At 42.5% G+C, this 18,537-nt stretch carries 20 protein-coding genes and 1 pseudogene; 7 read left to right on the forward strand and 14 right to left on the reverse strand.

The features are described from left to right. Positions 1 to 54: 54 nt before the first annotated feature. Entirely contained in the window at positions 55 to 270 is a 216-nt protein-coding gene (locus AAHF22_RS14675; RefSeq protein WP_347325769.1) for a hypothetical protein, read from the reverse strand. Positions 271 to 507: 237 nt separating this feature from the next. On the opposite strand from AAHF22_RS14675, the gene AAHF22_RS14680 reads away from it, so the two are divergent. Next, on the forward strand, positions 508 to 1,740 hold the full coding sequence (locus AAHF22_RS14680; RefSeq protein WP_347325770.1) for an FAD-dependent monooxygenase: 1,233 nt from the start codon (positions 508 to 510) through the stop codon (positions 1,738 to 1,740). Positions 1,741 to 2,473: 733 nt separating this feature from the next. Here AAHF22_RS14680 and AAHF22_RS23895 read toward each other — a convergent pair. The 11 genes and pseudogenes from AAHF22_RS23895 to AAHF22_RS14730 form a co-directional block, all read right to left on the reverse strand. Then, on the reverse strand, positions 2,474 to 2,956 hold the full coding sequence (locus AAHF22_RS23895; protein WP_371834075.1) for a helicase: 483 nt from the start codon (positions 2,954 to 2,956) through the stop codon (positions 2,474 to 2,476). A gap of 117 nt (positions 2,957 to 3,073) precedes the next feature. Beyond that, positions 3,074 to 3,508 (reverse strand): annotated as a pseudogene (locus AAHF22_RS23900) (GNAT family N-acetyltransferase); the annotation flags it as partial. Next, a complete protein-coding gene (locus AAHF22_RS14690) occupies positions 3,451 to 4,506 on the reverse strand; it encodes an ankyrin repeat domain-containing protein (protein WP_347325772.1) in 1,056 nt (351 codons plus the stop codon). The gene AAHF22_RS14690 and the pseudogene AAHF22_RS23900, both read right to left, overlap by 58 nt. Positions 4,507 to 4,761: 255 nt before the next feature. Beyond that, entirely contained in the window at positions 4,762 to 5,598 is an 837-nt protein-coding gene (locus AAHF22_RS14695) for an alpha/beta fold hydrolase (protein ID WP_347325773.1), read from the reverse strand. A 34-nt stretch (positions 5,599 to 5,632) separates the two neighbouring features. After that, the gene (locus AAHF22_RS14700) at positions 5,633 to 6,013 is read right to left on the reverse strand and encodes a hypothetical protein (RefSeq protein ID WP_347325774.1); all 381 of its coding nucleotides are present in this window, start codon (positions 6,011 to 6,013) and stop codon (positions 5,633 to 5,635) included. A 59-nt stretch (positions 6,014 to 6,072) separates the two neighbouring features. Continuing rightward, on the reverse strand, positions 6,073 to 6,597 hold the full coding sequence (locus AAHF22_RS14705; RefSeq protein ID WP_347325775.1) for a hypothetical protein: 525 nt from the start codon (positions 6,595 to 6,597) through the stop codon (positions 6,073 to 6,075). A 64-nt stretch (positions 6,598 to 6,661) separates the two neighbouring features. Continuing rightward, positions 6,662 to 7,129, reverse strand: a complete 468-nt coding sequence (locus AAHF22_RS14710) for a hypothetical protein (RefSeq protein WP_347325776.1) — start codon at positions 7,127 to 7,129, stop codon at positions 6,662 to 6,664. Positions 7,130 to 7,559: 430 nt separating this feature from the next. Continuing rightward, a complete protein-coding gene (locus tag AAHF22_RS14715) occupies positions 7,560 to 7,940 on the reverse strand; it encodes a hypothetical protein (protein ID WP_347325777.1) in 381 nt (126 codons plus the stop codon). A gap of 226 nt (positions 7,941 to 8,166) precedes the next feature. After that, complete coding sequence (locus AAHF22_RS14720) at positions 8,167 to 8,490, reverse strand: hypothetical protein (protein ID WP_347325778.1); 324 nt, start codon at positions 8,488 to 8,490, stop codon at positions 8,167 to 8,169. Between the two features lie 115 nt (positions 8,491 to 8,605). Continuing rightward, positions 8,606 to 9,043: a hypothetical protein gene (locus AAHF22_RS14725; protein WP_347325779.1), complete on the reverse strand. Its 438-nt coding sequence runs from the start codon at positions 9,041 to 9,043 to the stop codon at positions 8,606 to 8,608. A gap of 171 nt (positions 9,044 to 9,214) precedes the next feature. Continuing rightward, complete coding sequence (locus tag AAHF22_RS14730; RefSeq protein ID WP_347325862.1) at positions 9,215 to 10,336, reverse strand: low temperature requirement protein A; 1,122 nt, start codon at positions 10,334 to 10,336, stop codon at positions 9,215 to 9,217. 323 nt (positions 10,337 to 10,659) lie between these two features. On the opposite strand from AAHF22_RS14730, the gene AAHF22_RS14735 reads away from it, so the two are divergent. After that, positions 10,660 to 10,941 (forward strand): hypothetical protein, encoded by a 282-nt coding sequence (locus AAHF22_RS14735; protein ID WP_347325780.1) that lies wholly within the window; start codon positions 10,660 to 10,662, stop codon positions 10,939 to 10,941. A 214-nt stretch (positions 10,942 to 11,155) separates the two neighbouring features. Here AAHF22_RS14735 and AAHF22_RS14740 read toward each other — a convergent pair whose 3' ends face one another. Both AAHF22_RS14740 and AAHF22_RS14745 read right to left on the reverse strand, forming a co-directional pair. Next, complete coding sequence (locus tag AAHF22_RS14740; RefSeq protein ID WP_347325781.1) at positions 11,156 to 11,587, reverse strand: hypothetical protein; 432 nt, start codon at positions 11,585 to 11,587, stop codon at positions 11,156 to 11,158. Positions 11,588 to 12,077: 490 nt separating this feature from the next. Then, positions 12,078 to 12,470 carry a hypothetical protein gene (locus AAHF22_RS14745; RefSeq protein ID WP_347325782.1) on the reverse strand — a complete coding sequence of 131 codons (393 nt, stop codon included), beginning with the start codon at positions 12,468 to 12,470 and terminating at the stop codon, positions 12,078 to 12,080. Positions 12,471 to 12,782: 312 nt separating this feature from the next. Here AAHF22_RS14745 and AAHF22_RS14750 point away from each other — a divergent pair, with 312 nt between their 5' ends. The 5 genes from AAHF22_RS14750 (at position 12,783) to AAHF22_RS14770 (ending at position 18,316) form a co-directional block, all read left to right on the forward strand. Continuing rightward, positions 12,783 to 14,360, forward strand: coding sequence for a methyl-accepting chemotaxis protein (locus tag AAHF22_RS14750; RefSeq protein ID WP_347325783.1), 1,578 nt, complete (start codon positions 12,783 to 12,785; stop codon positions 14,358 to 14,360). 368 nt (positions 14,361 to 14,728) lie between these two features. Continuing rightward, a complete protein-coding gene (locus tag AAHF22_RS14755) occupies positions 14,729 to 15,097 on the forward strand; it encodes a hypothetical protein (RefSeq protein WP_347325784.1) in 369 nt (122 codons plus the stop codon). A gap of 142 nt (positions 15,098 to 15,239) precedes the next feature. Then, positions 15,240 to 16,889 (forward strand): DUF6138 family protein, encoded by a 1,650-nt coding sequence (locus AAHF22_RS14760; protein WP_347325785.1) that lies wholly within the window; start codon positions 15,240 to 15,242, stop codon positions 16,887 to 16,889. Positions 16,890 to 17,012: 123 nt separating this feature from the next. Beyond that, complete coding sequence (locus AAHF22_RS14765; protein WP_347325786.1) at positions 17,013 to 17,684, forward strand: hypothetical protein; 672 nt, start codon at positions 17,013 to 17,015, stop codon at positions 17,682 to 17,684. A 74-nt stretch (positions 17,685 to 17,758) separates the two neighbouring features. Continuing rightward, positions 17,759 to 18,316, forward strand: a complete 558-nt coding sequence (locus AAHF22_RS14770; protein ID WP_347325787.1) for a DUF1697 domain-containing protein — start codon at positions 17,759 to 17,761, stop codon at positions 18,314 to 18,316. The last annotated feature ends 221 nt before the right edge of the window (positions 18,317 to 18,537 follow it).

Here is an 18,537-nt window from a genome sequence, read left to right on the forward strand (position 1 = left end):
TATATCACTTACTTATATGGCTTACCTGTACTACGTACTTATTATGCTCTCATCCTATGCACTCCGTAATTCACGCTCATACTCTTCCCATTCAAACGTAAACGGACCCAGTGGAAGGGAACGATTACCCGGTTCGATTCTAAAATCCTGCCATGTTACTAGATTATGTTTACGTTCCACAAAGACGGAGATAAAGCCGCAATCCTCATCCCTACACCATGAACATACGAACAGCGGATAACGATAGTACAAATAAGCCTCGCTTTTCATCTACAACTTTACTCTATTTACCAAACAAGTAAAATACATAAATCCACTCTATCACTTCGTATACTCGTGCATTAATGCTTCGACTTGGTTGCATCGGGTAATTGTAATCATCCCTAGTTAAAGATCATACATTATCAACCCTGACTAACAACGACTCACCGCCAATGATAACGTTTCACCTTATTTTCATGGATATCATTTATAGAAGCACAATGATGTGCTGAGAGGAGCAACAGCATGAACGTTCACAAAGCACTCATTTCAGGTGCAAGCATTGCCGGACTCAGCACAGCTTTCTGGTTAAGTAAAGCAGGCTGGGAAGTTACGATGATCGAGCGTGCCCGTGCATTCCGAGATGGAGGACAAAATGTCGATGTACGGGGCATTGCACGCGAAGTTTTACAAAAGATGGGGCTGGAAGATCAGGTTCGCCAGCAAACCACGACCGAGGAAGGAACCGCATTTGTCAATGAAAAAGGGCAGGTTGTCGGTGCTTTTCCGGTAGAAGGTTCAGACGGGATGACGGCTGAGCTGGAGATTCTGCGCGGAGATCTGGCACGTGTTGTAATTGAGGCACTTCCACCGCATGTTCATATTCGCTATGGTGATTGGATCGAACAGGTATCGAATCATGCAGATCATGTGGACGTTCAGCTCCACTCCGGTCAAACCGAAACGTATGATTTACTTATTATCGCGGAAGGTATTCGTTCTCGCACACGAGATCAAGTATTTGGAGACCGTGTATCACGCAATGAGTTAGGTCTAAATATTGCGTACGGAACGATCGAACGAGAAACAGGAGATGATCGCTGGTGGCGCTGGTATACGGCAACAGGTGGTCGTCAAATCTCCCTTCGCCCGGATAATCAAGGCACGATTCGAGCGATGCTTGCTTTTAAAGATGATAAGCATAATCTGGCGTCTCTTCCCCATGAACAGGCACTTGCAGAACTGAAGGTCATTTTCGCTGGTGCAGGCTGGCAGGACAAACGTGTCATTGAAGGCTTTGCAACATCGAAGGATGTGTATTTTGATTATTTAACACAAATTAAAATGTCCACGTATTCGGAAGGCAGCGTATGCGTGACCGGTGATGCAGCATGGTGCGTTACACCGATCGGCGGTGGCGGCTCTTCTCTAGCATTGATTGGCGGCTATGTGCTGGCGGCGTTTTTGTCTCAACAAGATTCCAATGAGTCGGCGAGCATTTCAAATGGTCTCGATCAATATGAACAGTGGATGCGTCCGATGGTCGATAAAGCACAAAGCTTACCACCTGGCACACCCGATCTCTTTTACCCGCAAACGAAAGTGGGCGTAGGCACGATGCAAACCTTTATCCGCATCGCCAGCTTTGGCCCATTCCGCAAACTCGCTTCGCGCATCGGTCATGTTGCGCGCACGAAGCAGGAACTGCCTGAGATTCGAATGGCGCAGACTGCAACAACTCCACAAGCGTCTTTATAATGCTGGCTGTAGGCTGGATGACCAGATCATGAATTTATGGAAGCGAAAGTGTGTATCAGTGTAAATGAGAACGACGGGTTTATGCTGATATTCAACTATACTTTGCTACAGTAAGCATCGTCATTCAGCTTGTATGAGACTTCACTTGAGTAGATTCGCTGACTATTCGCTCACCAGTCAAACAAGTGGTAAATGCAAAGATCGAAGCTTTCTGTTTTAATTCCACACCATCACCCCTATACGAGACAAGCGCATCGTTTATATGCTGATCTTGTATAGGGATGATGGTGTTTTTGTGTTTACCTGTATGTGTTTATCTGTATGTGTTTATCTGTATATGAGTAGGTGTATACGAACAGATATACATGAACGGATATGAATAAAAGGATATGCATATACAAAAACGATAAACCAATTAACTATGTCTACTCCAACGCTGCCCATAAACAAACTAGGCGGTGTCTTCAAACCGTCAACCTCATTATGTTATCGATCAAAATAATCCAGTTTCAAACGAGTAGAACTGCATGTATAACAATTTTCTAATAAAAACAAATGACAACGAACTGCCTGTAAAACAAGTTTAAATACATACTTCAGTACATTGACCGAGATTCATGCTAACTTTACATCCGATTGCAATCCAAATCTATAAACATGCCAGCATATGATCCCATATAATATTTAATCTGATCAATGTACTAGTGCTCCATCCTCGGTTATAGCTGCCGTCTCACTTCACAAAAATGAATCGATCATTTGCATTCCAGCTATGCAAATCATCTGCACAATAGCCACGTAACCACAGCTCGCCGTGCATATGCCGTAAATAAAAGCCTTTTGGGAACGTATCCTCTTCACTGATCGGTTCTGATGCTACGGTGACAGAACCAGACGGTGCTTGATTGTGCCGCACTTCTCCTTCCATATCTTCCGGCTGATCGATATACTGCATTCTCAAATAAGGTGCCAGTTCAAGCGGGCATAGTTTCAAACCAAGCTGCTGGGCTTTTGTAAACATCTGTTCCGTTGTCGCTCCATCTGGAAAGCCTAGATTGCGAGCTGTAAGCTCTACTGTATGTAAGCTATAGCGAGTAGACGAGATCATAAATCGCTCATCGGCGAGCAGCATTTCAGCGTAGGCATTTAAATGAATGGAAGATTGTTGTAGTTGCTTCATCAACTCTTCTCTGTTCAGTCCATCTATTATGACCATCCGCTCTGTAACAGGGCAATTAGGATAGATACTTTTTAAGTCATTAACCAGCGCTACATGCAATGTACATTGAAACCGTTCAACTCCTGCATACTTCTCACCCAAACTTACAATATCGAACCCAACTTTTTTATAAAAATGTACAGCATCTTTATCTGTTTCTGCAATTAGAGTCTGTATGTTGTGATCTCTTACATATGTCATTATCATATTACGTCCAATTCCCAATCTTCTGTAATCAGATCGAACAGATATATGCTTAAGTTCTGTCACGCATTCAGAAAGATGTTCTACTCCGATCAATCCGATGCATTCCCCTGCATGGCATTTACCATACCATTGCCTTGATGTAGTCATTTGATAATTTTCAATTTCTCGGAGGACAGTTGCCTGGTCGGCATACATACAATCAGATAATAACTCTATGACTGCATCAAGATCATGGTACATGTTCAGATCAATCCATTCCCTGTTCAACACTATCCCTCGTTTCGTTATCGCCGATAATCCGGCTTTTCCAATACCATTGGCACGGGATTCGCTAGTACCCATTTCACAGCCAATTCGCACAATCGTGCCGGAGCTTCATCATCATTTCCGTGCTGAAGCTGTTTGGCTAACATGGCTGCCTCATCCAGCAAGCCAGGCTCAAGCGGTACACCCAGGCTTACATAATGCAGACATGCCTTCACCATTTTGCGGAAATCCTGATCCCAGTTTCCACCGCCATTGTTCATGATCTCATATGAGATTTTGCCCGTTACCCGAATGACTTCACCCTGTACCGTTTGTGCAGCTCCTTGAGATGGAACGAGCAAGCCCCATAGCTCGTCATGTTGCTCCTGCCATGTTGCCGCTGATACGGTGATGGGCGATACTCCATCATGCATCTGGCGTTTCGCTATAGGTGCAACTTCGAAGATTTCATAGAGACGTTGCAAAGCGGCATCGGTCTCGTCTACCGCATCTTTATTAAAACCTGCACGATGAAACTCAAAATTCTGACCGATTCGCTCTACAGATTCCTTCATATCCGGTGTTCGGATCGCTCCAGCTTCCAATAATGTCTCTGCAATTGGAACCATTTTCTGAATATCAATGTTAGAACAGCGAAATAAAGCGGCTTGCAGTGGTGTTTGGCCCGACTTATTTTGCACATTCACCCCTACACCTCTAGCGACAAGCATACGCACCGTGTTCGGATGAAATGACGTGGCAGCCATAAATAATGGCGTTTCTAAATTTCTGTCGACCGCTTCCGTATCTGCACCGAGTTCAATTAGTAACTCCGCATGTCCACACCAGCTTCGCGCATGACTATGGAGTGGCGTTTTACCGTATTCATCTCTTGCTTCAATATCTGCCCCGTGCTCAACCAGCCAGCGAATCCATTCAGGTGACATTCCATAAAAACTTAATGCCGGCTCTTTGCTATATCCACCATAAGCATTGATGTCACTCCTGGTGAATACTTCTTCTAGCATATTCAAATCGCCAGCCTGAACAAGTTCAGCAAAATTTTTCGGTAATGTCTTTCTTTTTTTAGCCATATGTATACTCTCCTTATTCTGAAATACGATCGGTAGGATGCTATTTCATTATCCGATTCGCTTTATCGTTCGACAACCCTGCAATCTGTACTAATTTTGCTGTTTTGCGCTTGCTATATACCTTTTGCTTACTGTATAAATAGCTAAAATAATATTACAGATCGAACACAATCATCCCCTCTCCACATAACCAATCATTAAAAAAGCGCCCATATCCCCAACCGAAATATCGACGCTCTCCATTATTTCTATCAATCAAGCATTAAACGAAACTTTCAAGAAATTGTCCACATAACGATAAAACAATTCCGGCTCACTCAAATGCACATTATGATCCTCGGTCGTCATTTCATAAGGCATCACACAGGACAGACAACGCTTCATCTTCTCCCACTCTTCATCCGGTAATGATTCACTATGATGCGCCCGAACGATCAACGTCAAACAAGTAATCTGCTCCAAAATATGATACCAGCTCACATTGTGCAATATGTTTGCCGCCATTGCCTGTCGGCTGAATAAAAAAGTAACCCCTTCTTCCGTCTCCACCAGACTTTTCATAAAATACTGGCAGCTAATCTCCGTGTCCTGCGTCTCCCGTAAATACTGCTCTGCCGCAGCGCGGCTCATAAAAGGCAACGGCCAATCGGCGGTCACTGGATCAGCATCTGGTAATTCTTCCACCGGAATCCAAACCCGTTCATCTGGCCCAAACGCCGCTTTATCCAAAATCGCCAGCGAAATCACCTTTTCGGGATGCGCTGCTGTCAAATAAGCAGCCACCTGTCCACCGAGTGAATGCCCGATCACAATCACCGACGTTAGACCAAGCGCCTCCAGCAATTGATGCGCATCGTCAGCCAACTCTTCCGCTGTATAGCTCCCTAACGGCTTATCGCTCAGCCCATGCCCACGATGCTCCGGCGCAATAATGCGGTATCGCTCACCGTATTGCTGCATAAAGTCATACCACGTCTCCGCACGTCCGTAACGTCCATGCAAGCAAAGAATGACAGGTGCGTCCGTATGTGTATCCAGATAAAATAACTGCACGTCACGCAGTTGTATCGTATGTCTGTGGATGTTGATCATATGTAGTGTCCTCCAATAATTTTGCTATGTTTTATTATACATATTTGCTGCTCAATCCCCAATACGCATACGTATAATTTTCAGGGGATTCAATTAGCTCTTTCGAGCGTGTAATCCATGCTTGCAACTCTTGTGAACGGGCGGTTTGCTCCAGTTGATTTAACAAATCCAAAAGGCTAGCCATACTTTCAGAATGCTGTCCTCTGACTATGTCGCCAGTATAAACATATAAACATCTTAGAAAAAAACGTCTATGCTTAGGCATACATTTGGGATCATCTACAAAGCTACAAATCATCGATATATTATCATCGCTGTATACTGCCAATTCCCAATCCTGTTCCGGAATTTTGTCTTTACTATATGCCCATCTTTTGATTTCTTCAGGTGTTGGATTCCACGTATCTTTGAACATAAACTTTGTCTCCTTATATCTAGATGCTTAGAAACAATAAAATCACGTAGGATATACGATTAGCTATTGCAAATCATACAACCAAAGCAAAATAGATAAATACCATGTATTTCACACTGTGGATACCCTACAGAAATCGTTGGGTATTGTTCATTTTCTTCAACTTTAGACCATTCTAAATAATTATCCATCTGAACATACTTTTGCTCAAACACAGATATCATGTCTGCAAACGTCTTTAAGCAACTAGCAACCTGCTCTTGATTCGGCTTATAGTCCAATCTTTCCCATCCTAAACCTTCTATTGCACTGCAAATGATTCGTAACATGAAATGCTTTTCCGCTTCGAAATCATCTACAGTCCAAGCCATTTCATCAATCTCAAAACCAACGGTGCCAATGCCCAAAATAGCTTGATCGTGTTGAGCCAACCAGATAACCAGCTCTTTTTCTCGATTTGTTTGCGCTAGGATCGATCCGCTTAAAACTAGAACTTCTAAAAAGACAGAGGTCATTCCGTTCGACATGTGTAGGGGTTTTACTATATGTTGAAGCTGTCCGGATAATGATATTGTATTCCCCATGTTTATACTCCTAACCATTACAATATTTCCAACTATAATCTGCAAGCAACTAACTGTAACATATTCAATTTCGATCAAGTGTGTATATCGATTTCAGGCTAGTATAATACGCTTCTTTATCAAATATCATACGATCGATTCCATCAAACCAATTCACTGTAGTTCCAATATTGATCGTGCTCGCAGTTTGATTACATTCACTACGATCATATCCTATACGGTTCCAAATTATTTTATCATTAGACTGAATGACTTCTGCTACAACAATGGTACACGATAAATCACAATCATCTGGACACATGAGAATAGGTAGTATGACTTGAGAATGATTGGAATAAAAACGTTCAACAACAATCTTTGCTTCTTGCTCAATGTGCATCCAATCAACGATCACAGGAATGAGTCCATGTAGCAATTGATCAGGATAAAGTTTTTGCAGTAGTTCATCTAATGGCATCCCATCGATCATTATGGTTGGATGTGCATGGGGTACATACATACTCTTCCTATTGATAACTTCTAATCTATTCATTGCTTTATGACCTTCCTTGCTCTACCGTCCTGCCTTAACCATTCTATACAAATCTGTATGATCTAATAAACAGGCATGAAAATAATTCCCCTCAAATACGATTTGATCGACTCTGACATTTTTAAAATCAGTGGAACATAAAGCACAATCCATAAACTGAGAACAACGTAAGTCTGTACTTTTGAAAATACAAGTTTTCAAGTTACAGGTCATAAACTTCATTCCGATGAACGAAGTTTATGTAAAATCAAGCAAAAAGTCGCAATTTTCAAACGTAATTTTGCTTAAATATACATGCTTCATCTCGCCTATGTCCAGAACTTCAACGTGTATAAAATGCTTATAGTCGCTTTTAATATAATTTTTAAATTGCTGTACAGTGATTTCTGCATTGGTTAATGTTTTCATCTATTTATAATTTTTCTCCTTTCTATGGATTCATATCCCTATGGCACATATCTAAGGCAACTTCAAACTTAATCTGATCAGTTTTACTTAAACCTTTTGTGTAATCATGGATTTTATAGCTAGTATAATCGACTAGCTGTGGACTTGCTTTCTCTTCTCTACTAGAAGATGGTGCATACTCAATCTCCATATGAACAATCGTTTGACCATCTACCAGTAATGTAAAAAAATCCGCACCCTGTTCGGGTATCCAGTGTAGGATATACGCGGTAATGAAATGCCCAACCGCTTGTTCTATACATATTCTCATCATTTTTCCTGATTCGGTTTTAAAAAGAGAATCATAACTACGTTGAAGCTCGTTACGGTATGTTTGTTCAGTCATAGTTCCTTTAAGTCTCATAACGGAATCTCCTTATATATGTAGTGAAATTGAATCGACATCTTATATAGACTTTAAACTATGACTGATCTATTAGGTCAATACCAAGCTCGCCTGCTTGATTTCTCCTTTTTCATCAAAATAAGTCAACGTTCACTCAATATCCTCATCGTTCGTTATTTATTTAAACACTCATTTAATCTAGTGCTATAAAATTTCGATATAAACGGAATTTATGACTATCTTATTAAAACGCCCAGCGATGATTCTCAGGCAAACACTCGTCACAAAGCAATCTGCCTTCAACAATTGCTCCATTATTCAGTTCATCAATAGGATTCGGTTTTTCTCGATCAGTTACCCAGCAACTACAATTGAAGCATCGACCGCAATTCATTGTTACCGGATCTAATAAAATGGTAGAACTACTTTCCCATTCTAGTTTATGATTTTTATTCAATGCCAGTTCATTTTCTACTGAACCTATAAGTTTATCGCCAATCTCTTGATACTCTTCTTCCGTAAGATCAATAAGATAGGCTACATTAACTAGATATGTTTTCTTAGTCATGTAATCCTCCTTGATTAAATAAGCGAGTATGTATACAAAGCTTCTTCAACTTATTACATCTTGCATTTGCCCCGATTAATGTGCCCATCTTCTCCATATTCTCTACAATCTATTTTCAATGCCCCACTCGTTTCTCAAAATCTTTCCAATACTCCCTAGCTATTCTTTCCATCTCAACCAATTCCAATATACGACTCTCTTGATCGTACACAATAATATGATCTGTTTTAATAACGAAAAAACCGAGATCACCTTCGTCCGAACTGCAAAATATTTTCAAGTGATCTGCTTTCGATTCTACGCTGAATACTTCAAATTCCAATCGCTGAATTTCATTAAACCCTTTAATAACATGCTTAAAATCACTATCTTCAAAATAAAAATCGGTTGTTCCTACGAGCCGGATCTGAAAGTAACGAAATTGAGGATGTACTCTTGCTGCCAGGTAAACAATATCCACGGAGAATGTATAATCATTTTCTTCTTTTTTAATTTTAGTTATAGTTCCATCATGAAAGAGCTGGAATAGTAGCTGCTGATCAGCTAGCTTCATGGGCTTGATTCTCCTTTCAAACACAGATTACAAATATATTCTCACACGTATTGCTGCATGTCATAGATCAGTACATATCTACAATCTCGTAAACGATTAGAGCTGTATGATGTACTTGATGCAGTGATATATCCACCACTTAGCCAAACCTAAATGATGGATACGTCTCTTCTATCTCAGCCCCTTCCCTCTCAACCCCACCACAACGAGCAACGCCTGTACCACAAAACACCCAGCCAACGCCGCATACACAGCCGTCACCGTCGGTAGCATCAACAATACCACCGCAGCCACAACCAACAATCCCGCCGGCATATAAAAAGCAAACACTCGCTGCCGCTTCGACTTCGCACGTTGATGAAACACAAGTGCTGCTGATAGCGTGTACAATCCAAACCCAGACCATGCCAGCCAGCCAAAATTGCGTACACTCAGATCATGATGAAATCCGTAATGCACAACACTCGCAATAATCCCAAGCGACATATACATAAACAAATGCCCATAAATCACGAGCTGACCTGAATTTTTCTGTTCTTCCTCAGCAGTATGCTCAGACGATTCAAAATAATGCCACCAGATCGCGACCGCCATCACAAAGCCAATCAGTGCAGCAACGACCGTACTTATCGTAACCGTTTCCTCGCGCAGCCCGTTGACTATCACGAGAATCATCTCACCTAGCAGGATAATCGTAACCAGACCATATCGTTCCAACAAATGCGGATGGTGCACAGGCAATCTGACCAGAATGCGACGACCGATCAGCGGCAATACAATATCAAGGAAAATCCCAGCATACAGCGCAATAAACTTCCAATCATCAGGTAGTAACACCGAGCTAAAGCTAATTAACGCACCGACCAGAAAACTCAACGTCAGAAAGCGCGCGATTGACCTCGGTTCACTTTTTCCATTTTTCCATATACGGGCATACATCCATACCGTGGACAGCCGAATCCCCACATAGCCGATCATAAAATACAGGTAATACGCTTCAAAATCGACATTAATACTCGCCGCCATCACAATTACAAATGCCATCTGTACAAAATAGTTAATACGTTGCGCCGTATCATCTTTGCCAAAACGATTCACATATACGGTAAAGCCCGTCCAGGCCCACCATAGCGGTACGAAAATCAGTGTGTATTTCAAAATAATCGACGCGTCAATCGCGCCGTGGTGAGCATGGGTGAGGACATGCGCGGTAATGGAGATTGCCGCCACATAGATCAGATCGTAGAACAGTTCGAGCCAGGTTACTTTTTTATGGGCAATGTGGTGTGTAATCTGAAGTCACCTTCTTTGTTTTATTTCCCATTATAGCTAATTTGAAGGTTATTCGTTACTGTTTTTATAGGGGATATTGTAGAGCAGTAATGCTATTTTTGTTATACTATTCGTTTCATGTGTTACTGTTGTGTTTGCTGCGATTTTGCCGTTATGAAGAATTGTGATATCCGCAATAGTTGTTCGCAGATAAGCTATATTTGTATACTTTAGCTGTAAAATATGTTACTGTGCAACATCACTTTTTATTGAACTCCGGGTTAAGAAATCGCTAACACAAATGGAGCTATAAACTTACATACTACCTATATGGAGAGCACCCTATGAAAAGAAAAGCAATTCGGTTCGTATTCATCATCCTTATCCTGATAGGGATCGTATCACAAAGTTCCTATTTGCAAAAGAAAGTCGCCTACACAAGTGTATGGCTTTACCTTGCACGACAACAGGAGCACCGAAGTATTATAGACGTTGAATATGTAGGCGCATTTGGCAATTATACTGCGATCATACAAAATCCGGGCGGCGAAAGAAGCAGTGTGTCGGTATCACCACGCTTCTTTCTGGTACTAATTGATTATGATTCGGCTCATCCGCCTGCATAGGATGGAATGGTTCGGTTGCAACTGGAGTTAATGTTGTCTCTGAACTATACGGACTCATTCTATCCACAGTAACAGATAGATTAGAAGCTGGAGTCTGCGAATTACCGTTGTCATAAGCAGTAACGAATCCACATAACAGCATACTGCACCATCCGATAGCTGTTTTCATACACCTTCTTTATGCAAACGGAATCTTACTTTATCAAGTGCTTCATCAAGTGAAGCGTTCTCTCCACTGCTCGATCTGCCTGGTTACTTCTTTGCTAGCAAACGCCTGTCGAATACGCTGTACCTGCTGCTCTGTCACTCGATTTTGTTTCAGCGCAACGATAACGATACTTTCCATCGCGATAAATGATGACTCTATGTAAATCGCTATCGTTTCTGCTAGCACATCGTCTGACCATTCCTGCTGGCTGAGGTAATACCATAGCATGTGCTCTTTGACGGCATCGCTGATCGTCAGTTCGTGTCGATGGTTTTTGATTATTTGCAACGTGTTCATGCTCAAATGACTATGTAGCTCTAGCTGATCCGATACATCCAGCATGTTAATGAAACGTTCTATGTCTGTCAGTTGGCCAGTTGCTGCGGCGGTTTCAATCTCAGTAATGATTGCTGAAATAGAAATCAGGTTCACCTCCATGATTACAACAGGAACTCATCTCTGTTGGGATACATCCTATTTTACATGGAGCATGATCCAAGTCATAGTATGCCCTGGCTTGAACAGTAAAGAATGGAGTAAAGGATATAGGGGAACAAGACGACTTCCAGTGTTAGCGATTTTCTAACATAGGGTGACAGGGTGTAATGAAAAAGTGATTTTTGCGAAAGCTATATATCTTTCCTCTTCTGAGCACGAGATCTACCATGATCTCCTACTTCGTAGATTCCTGTGCAAGACCGAGGGACGTCCGCTTATCCCCTCTTAGAGTGGTATCTATCCTAGCAACAACAGTTTACATACATGGCCTAATAAAAACACATCCCTGCAACATTGAGCTATTTCCATATAGGCGTAACTTGAACGTACCATAATACAATCAAAAACAAAAAGACTCTTCATAGTAGAGCATATACCTATGCCACTGTGAAAGAGCCTTTTTCATTGTTGATATGTATGAAGTTAGCTGTTAATGAACTTCTTCCAGGTAACTTAGCTTTGCCCGTTTAGCTCGAAAAAATCGATTGGCTGGTTTGTTGAATAGCATAAGTAGACCAACAATCAACCAAACTATTCTAAAGATCACATAATCCTGATGCAATATGAACGCAACGATGGCCCAACCAATAATAAGCCAGCGGCCCAGGTTTATCCCCATAAAGCATAATACGCCACCTGCTAATAAGACACATGCGCCAGCCAGTATAATGGTAATGGTTAAAGCAGATGAAATGACTTCGCTAGATGTTCCTTGAGTAAGAGACGACTGTATCAGTATAAGCAGATAAAGAATCAGCCGAAGCGCTGAGCTTGCCATAAGAACGATCGAAAGTAATGTTATCATCCACGGTCTTTTAACCACATATACACTCCTTATCCTAAACGAAATATATTTCAAAACAATTGCTTGCTATATAGCTACACAGCTTACTTTATCGTAAAAGAATATCCATTTAATCGCAACAAAAATCTTACTTTTCAATCACATTAGATAACATATTTTCTACTAAGTAACTAATTTTGATAATCTATTCATTTTTAGGAATTATGTCCGATATAAATTTAGTTGATATTGCTACTATATACCTATTTTATCAAACCAGTAGCTAAATCACCTTTTTAAGCACACTAGCCACTTCATCCTAACCGTACTTACAGAAAGGACAACCTACACATGAATAACCCTAACACCGAGATCCTCTGGCAACGTAACAAATTAATTAACTATATGCTATGGGCCATTACCGCCATTAGTGCAGGCATTACATTCCTGATTCCAACTTTATGGATATCCACTCTTCTTTCTATTATCGTCGCACTACTTATTACTGGCTTAACGATTGCTAAAAGAGGAGTCCATTTCATCCCGTGGTTTGTGACGGTGAGCATCATTGCGAGCGGTATTTATGTAAGTCTGGAATCGATTAGCACGATGCAAGGCTTGCTGATTATTGCTCCGCTCCTGCTTTATCCGAACAGCCGCTATTATAATACTGCATTTTCGACCTTGCTCGTTTATTTTATTTTGCACACGATTGTTGCTCCGGAAGCTACACCAACACTTGTCATGACGGATCTGATCAACCTGAGTATGTTTTTGGTGGCAGGTATTATTTTCATTATGGTATCTAATGTCAATCGGAAGCTGTTTCATGCGAGTGAAGTTCGCCGCGTGGAAATTGAACAATCTCAGTCACGGATGGAGCTTGTGATGCAGCAGGTGAAGCAGTCGGTGAGCGGTCTAGCTCGCTTTACCGAGCAGCTTAAGCAAAAGGTGAATGAGACGGGAACGATCACGACCGAAGTCACTGCCGGCTTCAATCAAGTCGCTCGCAGTGTGGAACAACAGGCCAGCAATGTATTTGAAATTTCCGAATCGCTGTCTGTATCGGATCGTCATATTCAGGATGTGGCCGCATACTCCTACCAGATGAAGCAGTTATCCGATACGATGACGACCAGTACAGAATCCGGTAGCCAGCGGATGGAGCAGTTGAACGCACAGATGGGTCAACTGCATGACATGACCAATCAGGCAACTCAGGATATGCACAAGTTCAATGAAGAAAGCCAGTCGATGAGTTCGATGCTAAACAGCATTTCTGATATTGCACGCCAGACCAACCTGCTCGCATTAAATGCAGCGATTGAATCGGCTCGTGCTGGTGAACATGGCAAAGGCTTTGCCGTAGTCGCTGATGAAGTGCGCAAGCTGGCAGAAAGTTCAGGGCAATCCGCAACGCATATTGCAGAAATTCTGAGTCGTCTGCAAGCTCGTACACGCGATCTGAACGAACGTTTTAATAGTATTCAAAGCTCACTGGAAGAAGGTCGCATATCGGTACAATCTGCTGCTGATGTATTCCGCGATGTGAATACGAGTTCCCAGCAAGTATTAAGCCAGGCCGCCGATATTGAGAGCAGTTCGGCTACGATGAAAGATTCATCGTCACGTGTAGTGAATGAGGTGACCGAAATTTCCAGCATGACCCAGCAATCAAGCGCAGCGGCTGAAGAAATTCTCGCAAGCATGGAGCAACAGCAACATTTGACACAACAGATGGTCAATAGCTTTGCCGAGCTTGAAGTTTTGTTTAAAGGATTGAATGATCTTGTACTGACTGAAGATCATGCGCAGGCAAAAGCAACTGCTGCTTCACCCCAGCTGAAGGCGGATGCTACTATGAGTCGTAAGCAGAATAGCACCTCTGTAGCTCAACCCGATTCCTCTTCTACCGTAACTGTAGCGTAAATTATAGCAGGCACTTTATAGGCTATAGCCTACGCTTTAAACAAAATCGTCGTTTTGCGTCACAGTTAAAATATACTTTTTCGAAGCCGCTTCGTTGAAAGGAGCGGCTTTTTGCTATGCTATTGTTGCTCTATTACTGTTTTTTATTGTTTGTTTATTGTTTGTTTATTGCTCTTTTATCGTGCTATCACCGCTCTCTTATTGCTCATCCACTGCTCATTCATTGCTCATTCACGCGAGTATCGATGTGCACAGTTTTATAGAATGGTGATGCTATCCACGCCACCTATTACAGATTACAGGCAAAATTTAGTATACTGATGAGGAATATATGATCCAACTATCCTACATAAGAGAGGTCACACAACATGCTATTCATTAGAAAAAAAGCACTGAACCGACTGGCGGAGCCATATCGTGAGCCAGGTATGCTGATGTGCTATGCGACACCACAGCATCTGCATACGTATTCGACTCGCGCCCTATTGCTCGTAAATCAGGAAAAGCTGGTCGTTCTGTTTCTAAATCTATTCTCTACTCGTGTCGTACATCAATCCGAACTCGCCATCGCCGATCTGCAAGAGCAGAAGTTCAAATCTGGCGTTGGTCTGGGAGCGGTATGGTCGTTTAAAGTAAACGGATCGAGCTGGCGATTCCAGATCATGTGGACGATCCTGACACTTGGCTCGATGCAGCGCGATTTTCTTACATTTGTAGAGACACATATTATAGATTGAGTGGTGTGTATACCCTCAGTGGCTACATTTACAATAAATGATACAAATTAGCTGAACCGTATATATCACAAATCAGCTATGCTAATGCGCAATGCATGACCTGCTGATGAACGATATGAATAATATAAAGGGGCGTTTATTCATGAATGAAGCAGTAACCCTTCTACTCACGGAGTGTTGGGCACAGCTCGAACAGATTTGTCGCCGCGAGCAACAACGTTTGGAAGAGATCGGTGAGCGAAGTAAACTACAGGCAGGGCCGCATGACTATATTCGTTTTGGTTATCGCAAAGGCAAATTCAGCAGCAGCGCAGGGCTAATGTTTGTAGAGATTGATCGTCCTTTTTCATGGAGCGATAGCGCGTACACATGGGAATCTGAGGTGGATCTGACCGAGCTTACCGATGAACAGTTACTGTACGAATGGTGGCCTGCGCTGGGGCAGCGTGTACGAGCTGCGTTTGAAGCTGATCACTATGGAGATCACTTTTTCGATTATCGGTTAGAGTTCCGACTATGGATCGAGCGTGAGCAGGTGAAGGATCATCTGGAGGCACAGGAAAATTGGATCAACCAGTTTAAATTGGAACAGCTTCAGCGTGTGTTCCAGCAATTCATCGCTGATAAAATCGCTTCCCCTCTTCCCCATTATCCAGCGCAGAACGATCTGTTCTTTTATAGCCGCTTGGTGCTCAATGCCGATGTGAATCCTGTATCGACAGCAGAGCGCATCCAGCTTTGTGAGCAAACCGATCGGAAGCTGGGTGTTATACCGAAGCTATTTGCGGAATGGAAACGCAGTTTGCGGATGGGGCTTAAATTTTGGGCGCAGGAGCAGTTCCTGCCACCTTATGTTGCAGATGACGATATGTACCATTTACCACTCAAGCCGGCGAACCAGCGTCCGCAGCCAGATGAACAGCAACTGGAACTGTTTGTGTATGCGGCACTACGTATTGGCGGTGAGGATACGTATACGCGGCAGAAGTTTTTGGAATGTGCGGCTCAGCTTGGCTCGCAGCAGGCGATCCAGTTTCTAAAAGAAGGCAGCGGACAGATCGAAAGTAAGCGCAAAACACCCCATTTGCTTGGACAGGCAAACGATATTTTGCAAACGATTCAGTTGAAATTAACCGGTGATACAGTCGATAGCTATCGGGATAGTTTGCAATACATCTGTGATCTGTTACAGCACGGTTTCCCGGTTGAGTATACACTTAAGCTCAGTGGTAGCAAGATCAAGTGCTTCCTTCCTGTCCGAGCACTTGCCAGATCAGCGCTACATCGCTTTTTTGCCAATGCACTGCAATATCGAGAGCTGCACCCTTTGCTGGAACACTATGCACGGCTGGCGATGAAGGAATTTGCCTTTTATAACGATGTGGAACCTGGTGAGAAATCAGTCATGACAGGCACATATGCAGTGCTGGGGCTTGCATTACAGGATCAGCAGTATTTTCCGCTATTGATCGATTATATGCGGCTTGTCGATACGGAGCATCAATCTGCGCATGATGGATTTGTAACGGCATTTATCGATACGTATCCACTGGCTTCGGAACTAGTGCCGGTTCTGCTGATCACGCTCGCTGGGAGCGGTCAATCCGCTAAGCCGGTTAAAGGGCTGGCGGACTATTTTGAGCAACCCGAACTGGCAGTTGAACTGGATCGTCAGCTACAACAGTATGAGTCCTATGAACGTGAGCAGCTATTGTACTTGATTTTCGGCAAAGGTAACAAACAGAATAAATATGCGAAATTTGTGGAGCAATTACGTTCGGAACAGTCGTAAGTTATAGCAAGCGAAAACTGAAATTTTGAGACGAGAATTGCCAATACATTTAACCCAATATAAACCGTACAACGATGTCTATGGCTAAATAATCCTATCTATGGCGAAGGAGTGAGTCCCATTATGAATCAGTTGACACTACAGGATGCTGCTTCTGCCTTTGTTCAGCAGCATCAGCTATACAATGAGAAGTATGGATTATTTAAAGGAAATGGGATTGTCGCTCTTACAGAAGCTGCATCCTTTCAGAGCGATGAGCGTATTCCGCTCTCCGCTGAGCTGACATACTGGTACAGTCATTATGAGATGATCGATCCTAAGGAACCCGGAGCGAATCCACGGAAAAATGCGGCAGTCTTAATCGGGGACGGTATCCTGCTTTTCTTTGCCGCTCCAGAGGATCTATATGATTTACAATTAGGACGTCGCTGGGTGGGGATGGGCGATCCGGATCAGCTACAGGAATCGGAAAATTGGCGTGCTGAGTATGTTGTCATCGCTACGTTTAATGATGATCCCGTCATTGCCGATACGTCTGCACCCGGCACACCCATCTATGTCGCGTATGACACGGGTAAGCCTGCACTTGCAGCAGCATCGCTGGCAGAGTTCTTCGCGGCACTGACAATTCTGATCGAAGCAGCGACAGCGCTGGATGGAGAAATTCAAGACGAAGATACATTTGAAGTTAAGCCGCAATACATGGAAGCGATCGAGCCGAAGCTGAATGAACTGCTAGGTGAACCAGCTACTCACCAATTACTGCTGTATTTATCACTACGCTGGGAAAGCTAGATTGCCATGCTATATAGTTATAACTATTAATTACTGCTCTGCTGTTCGACTCCATCTGAAATGAGGTCTAGTTCATGATCTATGTAGCTCTATTGCGTGGCATCAATGTAGGCGGTAAAAATAAGATCAACATGAAGCAGCTCAAGCAAGCTTTTGAACAAGCAGGGATGACACAGGTTATTACGTACATCAATTCAGGCAATATTATCTTTGCAAGCGAGCTGCCACAGCATGAGCTACCCGCCATACTCCAGCGCAAAATTCTTGAAGCATTTTCACTTGAAATTCCTGTCATGATTCGTAATCTTATTGAAATCACAGCGGTGATCGAAGCATTACCGGAAGATTGGACGAACGACGATCAGATGAAAAGTGATGTGCTATTTCTATGGGATACGATTGACGATTCGTCGATCATCGAGCAGCTACCACTCCAGCCCAATATGGGCACTGTCCACTATATCCCTGGTGCCGTGCTACTGAGCATTCCGCGTGAACATGCTGCTCAGAGTGGAATGAATAAGCTGGTCAGCTCCAAGCTGTATCGTTATATGACGATTCGCAATGTGAACACGACGAGGGAGATTTATCGTTTGATGCAATTGATATTAAATGATTCGGTTAATTTATAAGCTATTTAATAATTTACTAACCTTCAATTTAAATAAATTAGTTGAATTAACATTATTGATAATAGTATAATTAGTTTGCCTAAAACAAATAGGTTTTAGGGAAATGGATGAATTCTTGTCAAGCATTCTTAGTAAGCCAGCCAACCAATGACTGAGGACCGAGATAACTGACAGAATCACAGATGCTTTGATTAACATTGAATCATCTCCATTCCATGACA

Origin of the sequence: Paenibacillus wenxiniae, from assembly GCF_039822605.1 — a bacterium.
Classification (GTDB): Bacteria; Bacillota; Bacilli; order Paenibacillales; family Paenibacillaceae; genus Saccharibacillus; species Saccharibacillus wenxiniae.